General features: G+C 45.6%; 14 protein-coding genes and 1 tRNA gene. All 15 read right to left on the bottom strand.

All coding sequences use genetic code 11. The features are described from left to right. Positions 1-9: 9 nt before the first annotated feature. Positions 10-1,218 carry an aminotransferase-like domain-containing protein gene (locus AAIR98_RS03915; protein ID WP_423970945.1) on the bottom strand — a complete coding sequence of 403 codons (1,209 nt, stop codon included), beginning with the start codon at positions 1,216-1,218 and terminating at the stop codon, positions 10-12. Between the two features lie 21 nt (positions 1,219-1,239). Continuing rightward, positions 1,240-2,067 (bottom strand): carboxylating nicotinate-nucleotide diphosphorylase, encoded by an 828-nt coding sequence (gene nadC / locus AAIR98_RS03910; RefSeq protein WP_423970944.1) that lies wholly within the window; start codon positions 2,065-2,067, stop codon positions 1,240-1,242. Positions 2,068-2,075: 8 nt separating this feature from the next. Continuing rightward, entirely contained in the window at positions 2,076-3,104 is a 1,029-nt protein-coding gene (gene nadA / locus AAIR98_RS03905; RefSeq protein WP_423970943.1) for a quinolinate synthase NadA, read from the bottom strand. Further along, positions 3,104-3,343 (bottom strand): hypothetical protein, encoded by a 240-nt coding sequence (locus tag AAIR98_RS03900; protein WP_423970942.1) that lies wholly within the window; start codon positions 3,341-3,343, stop codon positions 3,104-3,106. The genes nadA and AAIR98_RS03900 overlap by 1 nt, the downstream gene beginning before the upstream one ends. 58 nt (positions 3,344-3,401) lie before the next feature. Continuing rightward, positions 3,402-3,599: a winged helix-turn-helix domain-containing protein gene (locus AAIR98_RS03895; protein ID WP_423970941.1), complete on the bottom strand. Its 198-nt coding sequence runs from the start codon at positions 3,597-3,599 to the stop codon at positions 3,402-3,404. Between the two features lie 2 nt (positions 3,600-3,601). Beyond that, on the bottom strand, positions 3,602-4,123 hold the full coding sequence (locus tag AAIR98_RS03890; protein WP_423970940.1) for an acetyl-CoA carboxylase biotin carboxyl carrier protein: 522 nt from the start codon (positions 4,121-4,123) through the stop codon (positions 3,602-3,604). A gap of 83 nt (positions 4,124-4,206) precedes the next feature. Then, positions 4,207-5,628 carry a DHA2 family efflux MFS transporter permease subunit gene (locus AAIR98_RS03885; RefSeq protein ID WP_423970939.1) on the bottom strand — a complete coding sequence of 474 codons (1,422 nt, stop codon included), beginning with the start codon at positions 5,626-5,628 and terminating at the stop codon, positions 4,207-4,209. 27 nt (positions 5,629-5,655) lie between these two features. Beyond that, on the bottom strand, positions 5,656-6,399 hold the full coding sequence (locus AAIR98_RS03880) for a metallophosphoesterase family protein (RefSeq protein WP_423970938.1): 744 nt from the start codon (positions 6,397-6,399) through the stop codon (positions 5,656-5,658). Between the two features lie 13 nt (positions 6,400-6,412). After that, entirely contained in the window at positions 6,413-9,862 is a 3,450-nt protein-coding gene (smc, locus tag AAIR98_RS03875; protein ID WP_423970937.1) for a chromosome segregation protein SMC, read from the bottom strand. A gap of 250 nt (positions 9,863-10,112) precedes the next feature. Then, positions 10,113-10,865 carry a 23S rRNA (guanosine(2251)-2'-O)-methyltransferase RlmB gene (gene rlmB / locus AAIR98_RS03870; RefSeq protein WP_423970936.1) on the bottom strand — a complete coding sequence of 251 codons (753 nt, stop codon included), beginning with the start codon at positions 10,863-10,865 and terminating at the stop codon, positions 10,113-10,115. 16 nt (positions 10,866-10,881) lie between these two features. After that, positions 10,882-11,988, bottom strand: coding sequence for a 6-phosphofructokinase (locus AAIR98_RS03865; RefSeq protein WP_423970935.1), 1,107 nt, complete (start codon positions 11,986-11,988; stop codon positions 10,882-10,884). Position 11,989: 1 nt separating this feature from the next. Continuing rightward, positions 11,990-13,678: a 4-hydroxy-3-methylbut-2-enyl diphosphate reductase gene (gene ispH / locus AAIR98_RS03860; protein WP_423970934.1), complete on the bottom strand. Its 1,689-nt coding sequence runs from the start codon at positions 13,676-13,678 to the stop codon at positions 11,990-11,992. A gap of 2 nt (positions 13,679-13,680) precedes the next feature. After that, complete coding sequence (locus AAIR98_RS03855; RefSeq protein WP_423970933.1) at positions 13,681-14,556, bottom strand: EamA family transporter; 876 nt, start codon at positions 14,554-14,556, stop codon at positions 13,681-13,683. A gap of 65 nt (positions 14,557-14,621) precedes the next feature. Beyond that, a tRNA-Ala gene (locus AAIR98_RS03850) sits at positions 14,622-14,694 on the bottom strand. 55 nt (positions 14,695-14,749) lie between these two features. Then, entirely contained in the window at positions 14,750-16,024 is a 1,275-nt protein-coding gene (locus AAIR98_RS03845; protein ID WP_423970932.1) for a tetratricopeptide repeat protein, read from the bottom strand. Positions 16,025-16,079 lie beyond the last annotated feature (55 nt).

Raw genomic sequence — 16,079 nt, 5'->3', positions numbered from 1 at the left:
ACATTCAAATTACATACTGTCTTTAATTGTGGCGGCCAAGCGTTTAATGCCCTCGCGTATCTCATCATGCGTGGCGTACGAGAAGTTAAGGCGCATATTATTTTTAACATTACCGTCGTAGTAAAAGGCCGAGCCTATCACATATGCCACCTTATTTTTAATGGCCGTGGGAAACATTTTTTCAGTATCAATATTCGCGGGCACTTCTACCCACAAAAACAACCCGCCCTGCGGGCGCGTCCACTTTACACCCTTTGGCATATATTCTTCAAGGCATCCCAGCATAATACCCAACTTTTCTTTATATATGGCAACAACGTGATTTATGTGTGTTTTAAGGTAACCCTTTTCCATATATTTTGCCGTGGCAAGCTGCAGCACTTCAGGCGTGCAAAGGTCCATAGACTGTTTTAAGATAGTAAACTGCCTTATCACATTCTCATCGCCCGCAACGTAGCCAAGCCTAAAGCCCGGCACAAATGTTTTGGAGAATGTAAACAGTGTAATTACATTGCCCTCACCCTTATCAAGTTTATAAAAAGTGTCCGGCGCGGTCCCTTCAAAACGTACCTGCCTGTAGGGCGAGTCTTCTATTAAAATGGTGTTATACTTTTTAATAATCTCAAGTATTTTTACCCTGCGGTCCTGCCCGATAGTGGTGCCGGTTGGGTTTTGAAAATCAGGTATAAGGTAAACAAATTTACATACTTTCCCCTCCGCCTTTAACTTGGCCAGGCAGGCCTCTAAACTTTCGGGGATAACGCCGTCATCGTCGGTGTCGGCGCCTACCATAGCGGCGGCGCAGGAGTTAAACGCCTGCAAAGCGCCCAGGTAAGACGGGTTGGTTACCACAATATGGTCGCCGGGGTTAATAAATATGCGGCCCACCATATCCAGCGCCTGCTGAGAGGCTGAGGTTATAATAATATTTTTATCTTCTAAATCTATATCTTCTTCAGCTTTTAGCCATTTTACCAGCTGCGCTTTAAGCTTGTGGCTGCCCTCTGTCGCGCCGTATTGCAGTGCGCGTTTGCCGTCGTTTTTTAAAACTTCGCAAAATACTTCCTGTACTTTTTCATAGGGGAATGCGGTAGGGTCCGGCAGGCCGCCGGCAAAAGAAATTATTTCAGGGTCGCCCGTCATTTTTAAAAGTTCTCTTATTACAGAGGCTTTAGCGCGTTTCACCACATCCGAGTATAAGTGTGAATAGTCTTTCATGCTTTCTCCTCCTATTTACTGTTATTTGTACTTTGTAATTTTAAGGCTTAAGTCTTTAGCGGGGACAGAGTGTGTGAGAGCACCCACTGATATTACCGGGGCGCCCGCTTTGCAGTAATCCTCTAAGTTAGTTCTGTTAACGCCGCCGGAAACTTCCGCTATGGCCGCGCCGTTTATTACTTTAACGGCCTCGGTTATTTGCGCCGGGGTCATGTTGTCTAACATTATTATATCAGCTTTGCATGCCAAAGCTTCTTTTACTTCATCTAAATTGGTTGTTTCCACTTCTATTTTAGGGGTGTGGCCTATGCGGTCTTTTATACGGGTAACGGCCGCTGTTATAGAACCTGCGGCGGCTATGTGGTTATCTTTTATTAACACGCTGTCAGACAAGCTCATGCGGTGGTTTCTGGCGCCGCCTGTGCGTACGGCGTACTTATCTAACTTACGCATACCGGGCAAACTTTTGCGGGTATCCACCACCATAACATTGTATTTTTTTGCGATGCCCGCAAATTCTTTAGACGCTGTGGCAATGCCGCTCATGCGCTGCATAAAGTTAAGCGCCACTCTTTCCGCGCGAAGTATGCTAAGCGTTTTGCCGTCCAGCTCCAGCACGCGCTCGCCTTTTTTTACAAGGTCGCCGTCTTTTTTTAAGGGGATAAATTTTAAGGTTGGGTCCACATAATTAAATGTGTCTTTGGCTACGTCCATGCCGCAGAGCACAAGGTCTTCTTTAGCTATAATCTCAGCCAGCGCTTCGTCGTTAGCGGTAAAAATATTGTCTGACGTTATGTCGCCTAGGCCTAAGTCTTCTTCTAAGGCAAGTACTATAAGTTTATCTATCATAAAAACCTCTATTTTGTCATTTCAAACATTTTGTCTATGCAGGCCGCCGCTTTTTTGGCAATGTCGGCGGGCACTTCCACAATTTGCTGCGGGGTGGGCGCCTTAAGCGCGGTAAGCGTGTTTACCAGCGTGTTCCTCTTCATATAAGCGCAGGTGCCTTGGTTCCATATAAAAGTTTTACCGGGGTTGTCATGCTCCAGCCTGTTTACCAGGCCAACTTCCGTAAGCAGGCCAAAAACTTTATCCTCAGAGTTTGCCACATATTTTAGCATGCCGCCGGTACCGCCCACATAGTCGCACAGTTCACACACTTCTATTTTGGCCTCGGGGTGTATCATTACTTTTATGCCGGGGTAATTGTCACGCAAATATTTAACGTGCTGGGCCGTGTATTTATCGTGCACACAGCAAGAGCCGCCTGTAGAAATAATTTCTTTTTTTACGCCGCGGCGGTTAAGCTCAGCCTGTAAATTTTCCGCCATTAACATGTCGGGCACAAAAATAAGTTTATCGCCGGGCATTTTGGCCGCGATATCGTAAACATTGGCTGAGGTTACGCAGACATCGCTCTCGGCCTTAACATCGGCCGAGCTGTTTATATAACACATTACCGGTACGCCGGGGTACGCAGCTTTAAATTTTACCAGGTCTTCGCCAGTCATAGCGTCGGCCAGTGTGCAGCCGGCGTGGCCGGCGGGTATAAAAACATTTTTATTGGGGCTGATAATTTTGGCGGTTTCAGCCATGAACCAGACGCCCGCAAAGATAATATTATCTTCTTTAGCCTCGGCCGCCGCCATGCTTAAAGCGTAAGAATCGCCAATAATATCGGCAACGCCGTACATAATTTCGGGGTTGGTGTAGGAATGAGCGAGAATGATGGAATTGGTTTCTTTTTTAAGACGGTTAATTTCTAAGGTGTACGGGGCAATGGCGGCGCAGTCTTGCGCGGCCCATTTAACGCCCGGGCGTATAGAGATATTTTTCAGTTCCCCGTACAGGCGGTCTGATTCTTTTTTAATATCCTCGGTTGTCATTATTTGCTCTTTTTGGTGGTTTTGCCTTTGGTACCTTTTACAAATGTGCCCGACGACTTAAGCTGCGCTTCGTAGCTTACATCTGTGTCATAGTCCATTTTAGGCGCTTCGACCCTGTCAAATTCCTGGTCTACCACCAAAGGCTGGTATTTATTGTTGTTGGAGGACGTCTCGCTGCTGCTGCCGGAACAAGCTGCCAAAGCTAAAACTGCCGCACTTAATACTAAAAATTTTTTCATAACATCCTCCCTGTGTAATATACTCAGTGTAAACTTTACAAACATAAAAAGCAATAGCTTATAAAACTGTTATTTTGTAATCCAAACCTTGCTGGGTAATATCTATTTTACCCTCGGCCGCTAAAGCGCCTAAGGCTAAATAAAGCATAGAACTTGAAAAACGGAAATGCAGCTTAATATCCCACGCCGTGGCGGCGCCTCTTTCTTTTACAAAAGACAGTATGTTAGCCGCGTTTTCTTTAATATTTTCTGTCATAATTAAATCTTTTCTATGGCAAACAGCGGGTCGCCCGCTTTAATGGGCTTGCCGTTTTCTACCAAAACTTTTTTGATTACACAGTCAGAATCAGCCTTAACTTCGTTAAATACTTTCATGGCTTCTATTAAGCACACAACGTCGCCTGCTTTAACTGACTGGCCTTCTCTTATAAAAGGCGCCGCGCTTGGGGTTGACCCTCTAAAAAATATACCCATTAATGGGGATTTGATTACCTGTTTATATTCAGGTGTGGCTACGCTGCAGGCCTGCGCCGTGCCTGTGGCCTGGCCGCCTACCGCAACGGGCACCGCAACTTGGGCAGGGGCCGCGCGTACTATTTTAATTTGCACGCCTTTCTGTTCATAAGAAAGTGTGCCTAAATTTTCGTTCTGCATAAACGCGTACAGCTGTTTTACTTCTTTAAGAATGGGGGAATCATTGGCGGCAGTTTTTACCGTTTTAACGGGTTTGGTTTGTTTCTTTACTGCTTTTTTAACTGCGCTTTTTTTAGTTTTTTTCATAAAAACAGAAACCTCTTTTTATTAAAAAGTTTATTTAATATATTTTACATTTTTTACGGCACGATTTTCACTAAATTTAATATTTACTTTTTTAGGCTGCTGGGGCGGTCAACAATATTTTTAGAAAACGGTATCATAAAAAGCAAACTGCCCGACATAGAAATTATGCCTACAAATAAATAAGTACAGTGAAAAGAGTGCATTATATGGCTGGACTCTATATCGGCGTTATGCCCGCCGAAAAACGCCAAAGCCGCCGTTGCCAGCCCTACGCCAAGGCTCATGGCCACCTGCATTACAGCAGACAGCAGGCTGTTAGCCTGGCTAAGGTCGCGGTTAGGCACGGTAATAAGCGTAAGAGTATTAAGCGCGGTAAACTGCATGGAGTTAAACACGCCCAGCACTGCCAGCGCCAGCAGTATAACAACATAAGGCGTACCGCCGCCCACAAGCGCAAACGAGCATATGATAAAGCCTATAATAAAAGTATTGTAAATCATAAAACGCTTGTAGCCAAACATGTTTAAAGCGCGTTCCACAATAGTTTTGGCCAGTATTGAGGTAATACCCATGGGTATTAAAGTAAGGCCTGACTTTAAGGCGGAATAGCCGAGCGCCGTTTGAAAAAATAGCGGCATTAAAAACGGTATGGCCCCGCCGCCAAAGCGTATAAAAACGTTAGCTATTATACCAACGGTAAAGCTTCGGCCAAAAAACAGCCTCGGTTTAAAAAGTGATTTCCACGGGTTGGCAATGGCGCTACGCGCGTAAGCAAGCAGAAAAAACGCGCCTATTATAAACATAATTGCCGCCGTCTGCGGGCCCACGTTTGCCCCCTCCACGCTGCCAAGAGAAAGCGATATTAATACCACTGCCCCGCTAAAAAGCAAATACCCTATCCAGTCAAAACGCGGGCGGGTGTCAATCTTAACCTTAGGCATGGTAAAGTATGTAAAAAATATACATATTAAACCAATTGGAATATTGATAAGAAATATCCAGTGCCAACCCACGTAATAAACAATTATACCGCCCAGCGTAGGGCCCACAACCGGGCCTATTAAACCGGGGATAGTAATAAAATTTAAAGCCTTAACCAGTTGGTCTTTAGGGTATACACGCATTACGGCCAGGCGGCCCACCGGCACCATAAGCGCGCCGCCAACGCCCTGCACAATACGCGCGGCAACCAGCTGCCACAAAGTTTGTGACAGAGCGCAAAAAAGCGAACCCAAAGTAAAAATAAAAATGGCGCCTATAAACACGCGTTTGGCGCCAAAAAAATCCGCCAGCCAGCCTGATATGGGTATAAGGAAAGCGACGGTTAACATGTAGGAAATTACTACGGACTGCATGCGCAGCGGGTTCTCGCCCATAGAATCAGCTATGGCGGGCAGGGCGGTATTAAGAATGGTCCCGTCCAGCATCTGCATAAAAAAAGATACCGCAACCAGCCATGACAGAGCGCGCGCGGAACCTTGCAATTTTGTTTTAAGAGATGTCATACTTTTACTTCCAAAATTATTACCCTGTTATAAACCCAAAGCTATGCGGTCTATAAGACGCTGCGGAAAGTTCTTTTCCGCCATTTTACGCTGAGTTTCTTTTACGTCATACTCAGCCCTAATAAGCTTAAAAGTGTTTTTGTCAGAGTCAAAAATGCCGGCGCTGGCGCGCGGGTTCTCGTCCCTGGGTTGGCCTACGGAGCCAGGGTTAATCATGTAGCGGGAATCGTCGTAAAGCTGAACCTCGGTATCGCTGTTAGACGGAAACAGCTCTATTTTAGCCGGGCCGCCGTTTTGTGAGCGCATAATAAAAGGTATGTGGCTGTGCCCCACAAAACAAACATTGCCGGGCCATTTGGCGGCATTGTCTTTAAACTGGCGCGGGGTTAAAAGGTATTCTTTGTAAGGGTCAAAAAATGTGCCGTGTACTATGCTGAACTCCGTGCCTAAATATTTCTCGGGCAAGGTGGACATAAACTTAAAATTCTCAGAAGTCATTTCTCTATTGGCCAGCATTATAGGTATAATAGAATCCGGCGTGAAAAAAGTGATTATTGCAGGGTCCGTCAACGCCTTGTCATGGTTGCCCATAACTATGGCCAGATTAGGAAGTTTTTTAACAGTTTGCACACATGCCTGCGGGCTGGGGCCGTAGCCCACAAGATCGCCGCAGAAAATGTATCCTTCAACATTTTCTTCTCTAAATTTATCCAGCACCACCCTCAAAGCCTGATAGTTGGCGTGCAGGTCAGAAAAAACACCGTATCTCATATTATCCTTATAACTAAGCTGCTGCGAACTCGTCTATTTTTTCTTGTTCTTCTTTAAAATTTACGGACATAACTTTAGAAACGCCGCTTTCCTCCATGGTAATACCGTACAACATTTTGGCGGCCTCCATGGTGCGTTTGTTATGGGTGACAACAATGAATTGCGTTGTTTTGGAAAATTCTCTTATAAGGTTAACAAAGCGTTCAACATTAGCTTCGTCCAGCGCGGCGTCCGCCTCGTCCATAATACAGAAAGGCGACGGGTTATGCGTGAAGAAAGAGAACAGCAGCGACAGCGCCGTAAGCGTCTTCTCACCACCGGACATTGAACTTATGTTAAGCAGTTTTTTACCGGGGGGCTGGGCGTAAATTTCTATACCTGTTTCAAGCAGGTTTTCAGGATCTGTAAGAACAAGGTCCGCCTCGCCGCCTCTAAAAAGCGTTTGGTAAATATTTTTAAAATGACTGCGCACATGGTCAAAAGTATATTTAAAGTTTTCTTTTGTTGTGGCGTTAATTTTGGCAATGGCCGCCTTAAGGTCGCGCTTGGCATTGTCAAGGTCCTCAATTTGTTTTTTGAGGAATGTGTTACGTTCGTTAAGCGCGTCGTACTCTTCGGGCGCGGTCATGTTAATGGCACCCATGTTTTCAATACGCTTACGCATCATTTTAACGCGTTCTTGGTCTATCTCTTTTACCTCAAACTTCATGGCCGCCTCTTCGGGCGTAATGTTCCAGGATTCCATTAAATGGTTAACAATGGTGGTGCGCTGGCGCCTGTAGTTGGTGAGAGAGTTTTCAAGATTATTAACTTTAATCTGCAAGTCAGAATGTTTCTTTTTATACTCGTTAAGTTTGGCCGTTTTTTCGTCAAAATCTTTTTTGAGCACCTGCAGTTCCGCCGCAAGTTTGGTCTGGTCAATTTCTAACGCGGCAAGCGCCTCGCGGTTGGTGGAAAGTTCGGCCTGGGATTTTAGTTTTTCTTCGGCCAAGGTTTTTATTCTTTCATTACCCGCGGTAATTTGCTCCTGCCTTTTTTTGTCCGCTTCTAAAATGTTGTTGTACTCAATCTCCGTGCCTTTAAGGTCAACCTCAATATTGTTTTTCTTGATTTTGACCTCGTAGAGCGATGCGTTGATAGAGCCTATTTCATTACGTAGAGCTTCGCCCTCAGACACCAGTTTTATTCTGGCGTTTTTGGCGGTTTCTATTTCCGCTTTGACACTGTCTTGTGAGGTTTTAATCTCGGCAAGCTTTTCTCTAAGTTCACGCTCGGTATTTTTGCGCTGTTCAACTTTGCTTAGCAGGTTTTCTTTATTTTTAGAAATTACGTTAAGTGAGTCTTCTATATTTTTAATTTCACGCTGTCTTGCCGCAAGATCGTTTTTAAGAGAGTTAAGCGCTATGCTTTCTTCCTGAAACTTAGTGCGCAGGTTTTTAAGCGTGTTTTCCGCGTTGGTAATATCGGTTGAGTTTTGCGTTATTTTGGCGGTTACGCCGGTTTCCTTTTCAGTGGCGGCGGCAATTTCTTCTTTTACCGTTTCTTCCTCGCCCCAGTACGCTTCGGGAGCTTTAATATTGTCTGCCCCGCCGGAAATCCAGAAAGAACCTTTAACGGTAGAACCGTTTACGTCCGCGCCGCTGCAAAGGTGTGAAATTAAATTTTCAAGTTCGGCCGGGTATTTAATTAAATCTTTCAGGCCACCTGTTGATTGCCCGGCCGGTACGGCGCTAAGCACTATAAACTTGCTTCTGGCATTGCCTTTGTTTTTAAGCGTTTCAAGCGCTTTGCCGGCGGTTTCAAAGGTGTCGCATATTACGGAATCTAAATATTTGCCAAACGCTTCCTCTATAAGAAGGTTGTTTTTGGCGTCAAATTTAATGTTTTTTCTGAGTGTGCCTTTTACGCCGGAGATGCCGGCTTCACTCACTGTTTTGGCGCCTACCCAGTACGGGTCCTGCTGGCCTTGGCTTTGTATCATTTCCAGGCGGGCGTTAAGCGCGGCGCGCTGCGCCTTGGCGGCGCTAAGTTCGTCTGACAAAACAGTCCTGTTGCGGGTAAGAGAACGCATATTTTCTTCGGCGTTACCCAACTGTGATTTAACAGATTCCAACGCCGCTGTGCCCGCGTTAATTTTATCTGTAATCGTTATAAGCGTGTTTCTAAGATTATCTAAATTGGCATTGCTGCCCTGGCCGCTCTTTTCAAGCGTGACCAAGTTTTCCTGCTCATGCGCGGCTGAGGACTGCTCAAACGCTATTTTGTTAGAGCACTCCATCTCCGCCTGTACGGCTGACATTAAGCGGGAGTTTAACTGCTGCGTGTTGGCGTCGGCGGTTTTTATGGCGGCTTCGTTGGCGGCGACTAGGTTATACTTTTCATTATAAGCGTTTTGCAGCGGCAGCATTTCTGTGGCCACGGCGTTAAGTTTTTCTTTAAGGTTTTCTATTATGGGCGAAAGTTCTTTAAGTCTGCTTTGCCCTCTTTCCCCCTCGCCGGCGGAATATTTAAGCTGGGCGGAAAGCTCTGTTGTAAGGTTCTCGCAGTTTTTTACCGCACCCTCAAGCACGCCTATTTGATAACGTACGGTGGAAATTTTCTCGTTAAACTCGCTAAGCTGCTTTTGCTTATGCGTGAGGTTAAGGTCCAGCGCGGCGGCCGCGCCTTCTACGGAGGATACGTTGTTGCCCAGGTCTTCAATCTGCGTGACCAAAGGCTCAAGTTCTGCCGAGTCTTTTTGTATGCTAAAGTCAAATTCATTTATGGATTGCAGAGAAATTGCTATCTCGCTTTCTTTAAGTTCTTCTCTGTATTTTTGATAGAGCCTGGCTTTTTTAGCTTCAGAGTCCAGCTTTTTAATTTGCTCGTCTAAGAGAGCGACTGTGTCAGAGAGTCTGGCTATGTCAAGGTCAACACGTTCAAGCCTTCTTATAGCCTCTTCACGTTTGGCTTTATATTTGGACACGCCGGCGACTTCTTCAAACATCTCACGCCTTTGCTCGGGGCTTGCGCTGAGCACGGTGTCAACGCCGCCTTGGTCGATAATGGCGTAACCCTCGCCGCCGATGCCGGTATCTAAAAATAAATCTCTAATGTCGCGCAGGCGGCACTGCACTTTATTTAAAAAGTATTCGCTCTCGCCTGAGCGGAAAATTTTGCGCGATACCGTAATCTCATTAAAATCTAAAGGAAGCTTACGGCTTGCGTTATCAAAAATCATGTTAACTTGGGCCATATTTAAAGGGGCGCGTTTTGCGGTGCCGTTAAAGATAATGTCAATCATCGAAGCAGAACGCAGGCTTTTCCAGCTCATCTCGCCAATGGCCCAGCGTACGGAATCCACCACGTTGGATTTACCGCAGCCGTTGGGGCCCACTACGCAAGTTATGCCTTGTTCAAAATCAAGTCTCTGCCTGTCCGCGAAAGATTTAAAACCGATGATCTCAATAGCCTTTAAATACATATAAGTCCTTAAAATGGGATATATTTCATTATAACATTTAGTCTTGTCCAAATAAATATGCTGTTCCCCTCTCCCTCTTAGGGGAGAGGATGGGTGAGGGTGATATACACAAATATATAGTTGTTGTAAAACAAGTGCCCTTATTAATAAAATCCATATCACCCTCACCCGGATTCGCTACGCTCATCTCGACCTCTACAGCTTGATATCTGCATGCTACGCTATCCCCTAAGAGGGAGAGGTAAAAAATTTATTTTTTAAAATACGCTTTGGAGAACATATCATACATTATGATAGAGGCCGCGCTGGCGGCGTTTAAGCTGTCCACACTGTCACCCGCCTGCGGTATGCTTACAACCTCGTCGCAGTGCTCCAATGTTTTCGCTCTTAACCCCGTACCTTCCGCGCCTATAACAAGCACTGCGGGGTAGGAATAGTCAACCTTAGGCAGCGCTTTTCCTTCCATATCGGCGCCGTATACCCAGAATCCTTCGTCCTGCAGGTCAAGTAAAGCTGTGTTAAGGTTGGCAACTTCTACTATTTTTACCTTTTCAACCGCGCCGCTGGCTACTTTATATACGGTGGCGTTAAGGCCAACGGTGCGCCTGGCGGGCAGTAAAATTGTGCTAAAGCCCAGGCAGGCCGCGCTGCGGATAATGGCGCCCAGGTTCTGCGGGTCGGTCATTTCGTCTATAGCCAGCCAAAGTTCTTTTTTATTGTCGCGCGCTTCTGATATGGCGCTGGTCAGGCGCATAATTTTAACGGGCTCTACCCTGGCTATAATACCCTGGTGGTTAGCTTTTTTGGTAATGGCGTCCATTTGTTTGGTGTCCATACGGTCAATTTTTACATTGGCCCTTTTGGCTAAAACTATGGCCAGCTCCACGCCCTTGTGCCCGGCTTTGCCGTCAAGTACGTAAACCTGTACAACACGCCTTTTTTTGCTTCTTAAAACTTCTGTTACAGCGTGTACGCCGTATACCAATTCCAAATTGTCTGCCATTATATTACCTCTTAATTTATTTTATTTCTGTAGAGCCGAAGCTGGTGCCTATTTCTAATGCGGCGGTTACTTCTTGCCCGCGCGGGTCAACCAATTTAAGTTTGGAAACCGCGTCTTTAATAAGTACGTCTTTAATTTCTGTGCCTTGTAATGAAACCATGTTAGCGTGTTTGCCTTCTAAAATAAGGTCAAGCGCCTTTGCGCCGTACCTGGTGGACAACCAGCGGTCATACGCCGTGGGCGTGCCGCCGCGCTGTACGTGGCCCAAAATACAAACACGTGATTCTATTTTGGTTATATCCTCAATAGTATTGCTTATAACCTGGCTTACGCCGCCCAGTCTTATAGCGTCTGTAGAGCCGGCTATAGTTTTGGCTATAGTCATTTCGCCTTTTTCATTTTTGGCTCCCTCGGAGGCTACGATTATGCTAAAGTTTCTGCCTCTTGAGCGTCTTTCTTCAATAGCTTCTATAATAACGTCCATGTTATACGGTATTTCAGGTATTAAAATAATATCGCCGCCGCCCGCTATACCCGCGCGCAAAGCTAACCAGCCCGCGTAGCGGCCCATGGTCTCTATAATCATAACACGGTGGTGCGATTGGGCGGTGGTATGTATTCTGTCAACTGCCTCGGTAGCTATGGCTAGGGCGGAGTCAAAACCAAAAGTCTGGTCTGTGGCGGAAAGGTCGTTATCAATAGTTTTGGGTACGCCTACTACGGGCAGCCCCATTTCCACAAAACGCTGTGACATGCTGAGCGTGCCGTCGCCGCCAATGGTTACAAGGGCGTCAACTTTATTTTTTTCAACGTTATGCATGGCCACGCTTGACATATCGGCCGGTTTCTCGGGTGAACCGTAAGGCGCAAGCGTATAGTTAAAAGGGTTGGCTATATTGCTGGTGCCAAGTATGGTGCCGCCCAGCGTTAATATGCCCGACACAATATCATTATCTATAGGCATGGTTTCGTTTTTTACTACCCCGTCAAAACCATTTTTAAAACCTACTACTTCTATACCGTTTCTTAAGGCGTTTTTAGAAACCGCGCGTACAACGGCGTTAAGCCCAGGGCAGTCCCCGCCTGCCGTTAAAATACCTATTTTTCTAATTTTTTTTGTCATATTATATAAACCTGGCTAAAAAACTTAATACAGCCATTATAAAAAATTGGCCGTCTACCAGTGTTTCCTCCATTACGTTTCTGGGTTTGCGTTGGCGGTAATAATATACCGCTATACATATTATATAAACATTACTCAAAAGAAGCATGCTTACAAGCTTAACCTTCCAGCCCATTGCTATAAGCGATATAAGCACACCGTTTACAATTACTATAACGGCGGTAATAGCGATTCTGGTAATATTAAGGCCGAACGCTTTGTAAAAACTCTCGCGCCCTATCATAATATCTTTATGCGCCGCGCCTATGCCAAGTATAACCGAACGCATAAACACCAGCATAGCCGCGTAAAAAACCGCCAAATAGTTGGCCTTGGTAAAAGCTATACCGTGCACAACAGCGGGCAAATAGGCGCATACAAACGCCCAGCCAAGCGCGGTAAAAATATCTTTAGTGGCTGGGATAGAGGTAAAACGTTTAACCTGTAACATATACCTGAACGGGTAAACAATGCCGGAAAACCAGAAAAATAATGTAGCCCAAAATATAGGCATGCTAAGCGTAAAAGCTATGCTCATGGCCGCTACGCCGGCCGCTACGCCAATTATAACAGGCATCCTCTTTTCAACTTCTTTACCTTTGCTTACGCCCCTGTTAATAACGGTTAAACTAAAAACAAACAGCCATGATAAAGCCAGCAAAGCGGGGTTAAAGCGCACGCCCTGCAATTTCATACAAACATAAGTAAGCGCCAACGCCGCAAAAGCGGTATATAAAGAGCTGTTAATAACAAACGCCCACAGCGTGCCAAGTATGCCCACAACGCTGCGTTTGCGTCTGGCGTCTTTTACGGCGGCGGTAACTTTGTCTATAACCCAGTTGGGCGTAGACGCGCCGGCTGTAATAAAAATTTTTTTGGGGCTGATAATATCTTCACCCTCTAAATCTTTTTGCGTTTCAACATGCAAAACTTTTGGCGCCAGCTCAGAACACAGCAAAGCCAAGCGGGCCGTATTGGCCGAGTTTTTGCCCCCCACCACTATCACCATATCAGCATTTTTGGCCAAGGCCATAGTTTCGTTTTGTCTTTGTTTGGTAGGCTCGCAAATGGTGTTAGACACAACGGCCTCAGCCGCTTTTGTTTTAATAATTTCAGCTATTTTGTAAAAAGATTCTTCCTTTTGAGTGGTTTGGGCAACGATATTAACCTTGTCCATTTGCGGCAAGGCGTTGGCCTCGGCCTCGTTAGCTACAACGTAGCCGCGGCCTTGGGTGTAACCCTGCAGGCCTATAACCTCGGCGTGGCCGCCGTCGCCTATAATAACGGTGGTGTACCCCTGGTCTGCGTATTTAGAAATAATATTGTGCACGTGTTTTACAAGCGGGCAGGTGGCGTCCACCACTTCGTGGCCTGTCGCCACAACTTCCTGCTGAAATTTTGGCGTGATACCGTGCGCGCGTATGACAAGCACACCGGCGGGGTCTTTGATTTCCGTAAGTTTGTCTATAGATGTTATGCCTTTGGCTTCAAGTGTTTCTATAACCTGCTTATTGTGTATTAACGGGCCGAGCGTATAGATAGGTTTTTTGCCGGAGCTTTCCAGTTCAAGCACTTTATCTATAGCCTTTTTAACCCCCGGGCAGAACCCGGCGGATTTGGCAACCGTAACACCGTAGTCTTTTTCAGTCATACTTAATTATATCCTAATAGTAGATACATTCCCATAGCAAAAAACACTGCGGCGACCATAAAATATTTTGACGGCAGTTTGCGCTCGAACAAACATTCAAAAAACGCGGCGAATAAAACGCCTGTTAACGCTATGGATGATAACGACGCCAAATGCCCCGTTTTAATAGCCGTCAAATAAAATAAAAGGCATAAAAATGTGCCTACAAAGCAGCCTGCACCGGCAAGACTGAACTGCTTGCCTGTCATGGATTTTAACTTCTTAAAAAAGTTTACTTTAAAAATACTGCATACAATAATAAAACTTACAAGTGCGCCAGCCGTGCGGTAAAAGTTACCCTCCATGGGTAAAGCGTTGGACCCGTCAAAGGAGTAGCGGGTTATTAAAATGCCCACAGCGTCCATAAACATAGCGCCGAACGCTATTAACATAGAAAGCAAACTCCAGTGCCCGTGTCTCCTGTAGCTTTCCAGCGCGAAAACAAACATACATATTATAAAAAATATTATGCTGACAAACTTAACGGCGTTTACGGTTTGCCCGAATAAAAAGTAACTCATAACGCCAAGTATAAGGGGCTGGAAGGCAAACAACATCATTGTGCGGCCGGGGCCCATGTCGGCAAACGCCTTTAACATAAGCATGTCGCCAAAGCCAAAAGCCAAAAAGCCCGAGAGCATAAAGGTAAGCATGTAGCGCAGTTCTATGGCGTGGAATCCGCCCGTTAAAAGTATGGCCGCGCCAAAAAATACAAACGCCGCCGCGCCCTTAAACACTGTCATCCATACAGGCGACATCATACGGGAGAACTTGGTAAAAACCTGGGCGCCCAGGCCAAAACAAAAGTTAGACGCTAAAGCGTAAAGATAAGGTGACATATATTATTATAAAAGCCGCACCACAAGGGTGCGGCTTAATCTGTCTAATTAAAATTAAAAAAAAGTGGACCCGAACGGGATCGAACCGATGACCTCCTGCATGCCATGCAGGCGCTCTCCCAGCTGAGCTACGGGCCCTTCAAACTACTTATATATTATACAACAATTTTTTAAAAAATAAAATTCTCAGACGTTAAAAGCCTGTAAAAAGTTTTCTTAAAAACAGCGCGAAGTCTTGCTGGCGGCGTTGTTTGTGGCCGCGCTGGGCGCTGCTGCGCATGTCGTTAATTTTGCTGATATCGGCTTGCGCGCCATCATAATTGCCCATGGCGGCCCTGGTGGCGGCGCGGGCTTTTAAAATTTCGGCGTCGCCCGGGTTGGCGGCCAGGGCTTTGTCGTGGTAAGTAAGCGCGGTGTTATAGTCCCCCATGCCATAATTTGCCACGGCGACGGTGTCGTATATATGGCCGATATTATCGTCGGCGGGGGCAAGCTGGATGGCTATCAACCCGTCTTTAAGCGCGGCTTTAAAATGGCCCATTTTTACTTTGGCCCAGGCGCGGTTATTATAATACTCGTGGTTTCTGGTAATTTTTAACGCTTCATCTAAATTTTTGATAACACCGCTAAAATCATTAATTCTAAATTTTAAATCCGCCAGTTCAAAATATGGCAAACCTAAAGGCAGGTATTTTTTGTTGTTTTCTTCTATTTCTTTGTGTAATTCACCCTCCCTTTTTGCCATATAATTGGGAAAATCACAGGGATATTTGGTGTATTTTTTGTAAATTTCGCACGCCTCTTCAAAATCCCCGCCCGCCATAAAAACATTAGCCAGGTCAGTGGCGGCGCCGGTGTGGTTGGGGTAAAGTTCCAGTTCTTTATTAAAACTTATTATTGCCCCCGCGTAGTCCCCGCTATAATACAGCGCTTTCCCCATAGAACGGTACAAATTGCGGTATTTTGGCGCTATTTGGGCCAGGTTTTCAAAAGCGGCGACGGCCCCGTCAAAATCCCCGCTGTTTGACTTTGCCGCGCCAATGTTAAAAAGCGCGTTTTGGTCCTTAGGGTCAATGTCCAAAGCCAGGTTATAAGACTCTATCGCCCCCCTATGATCCCCCAAATGTTCCCGCGCGTTCCCCAGGTTTGTGTAGGCATTAACATAGTTTGGGTTAATTTCTATTGCTTTTTGGCAGTATTCCATAGCCTCCGTCATTTTACCCTGCGAGGTTTTTATAGAACACATATTATTGTAAGGCCAGGTGAATTTAGGGTCCTTTTTTATAGCAAGTTTGCAGTATTTTTCGGCTTTTTCGTAATTTTGCTTGCCCAGGTTCTCATAACATATAAGGTTACAGCTCTGCCCGTCTTTACACGGCGACACTACTTTATAATGCACCAAAGCCACAGCCGCCAATACAAGCGCTATAATAAACCAACCCCTTATAAGAGGTTTCTTTCTTTCCATAAATACCCCATGCAATAAAAATGTATCCAACTGCGTTAATAAATAGTATCATAAA

This window comes from Elusimicrobium simillimum, assembly GCF_049639735.1.
Lineage (GTDB): Bacteria > Elusimicrobiota > Elusimicrobia > Elusimicrobiales > Elusimicrobiaceae > Elusimicrobium > Elusimicrobium simillimum.
This window is presented reverse-complemented; position numbering and strand designations above follow the sequence as displayed.

Bases quoted from the DNA above. Each gene is read 5' to 3' on its own strand.
- AAIR98_RS03915 (WP_423970945.1), bottom strand. From the start codon at position 1,218: ATGAAAGACTATTCACACTTATACTCGGATGTGGTGAAACGCGCTAAA.
- nadC (WP_423970944.1), bottom strand. From the start codon at position 2,067: ATGATAGATAAACTTATAGTACTTGCCTTAGAAGAAGACTTAGGCCTA.
- nadA (WP_423970943.1), bottom strand. From the start codon at position 3,104: ATGACAACCGAGGATATTAAAAAAGAATCAGACCGCCTGTACGGGGAA.
- AAIR98_RS03900 (WP_423970942.1), bottom strand. From the start codon at position 3,343: ATGAAAAAATTTTTAGTATTAAGTGCGGCAGTTTTAGCTTTGGCAGCT.
- AAIR98_RS03895 (WP_423970941.1), bottom strand. From the start codon at position 3,599: ATGACAGAAAATATTAAAGAAAACGCGGCTAACATACTGTCTTTTGTA.
- AAIR98_RS03890 (WP_423970940.1), bottom strand. From the start codon at position 4,123: ATGAAAAAAACTAAAAAAAGCGCAGTTAAAAAAGCAGTAAAGAAACAA.
- AAIR98_RS03885 (WP_423970939.1), bottom strand. From the start codon at position 5,628: ATGACATCTCTTAAAACAAAATTGCAAGGTTCCGCGCGCGCTCTGTCA.
- AAIR98_RS03880 (WP_423970938.1), bottom strand. From the start codon at position 6,399: ATGAGATACGGTGTTTTTTCTGACCTGCACGCCAACTATCAGGCTTTG.
- smc (WP_423970937.1), bottom strand. From the start codon at position 9,862: ATGTATTTAAAGGCTATTGAGATCATCGGTTTTAAATCTTTCGCGGAC.
- rlmB (WP_423970936.1), bottom strand. From the start codon at position 10,865: ATGGCAGACAATTTGGAATTGGTATACGGCGTACACGCTGTAACAGAA.
- AAIR98_RS03865 (WP_423970935.1), bottom strand. From the start codon at position 11,988: ATGACAAAAAAAATTAGAAAAATAGGTATTTTAACGGCAGGCGGGGAC.
- ispH (WP_423970934.1), bottom strand. From the start codon at position 13,678: ATGACTGAAAAAGACTACGGTGTTACGGTTGCCAAATCCGCCGGGTTC.
- AAIR98_RS03855 (WP_423970933.1), bottom strand. From the start codon at position 14,556: ATGTCACCTTATCTTTACGCTTTAGCGTCTAACTTTTGTTTTGGCCTG.
- AAIR98_RS03845 (WP_423970932.1), bottom strand. From the start codon at position 16,024: ATGGAAAGAAAGAAACCTCTTATAAGGGGTTGGTTTATTATAGCGCTT.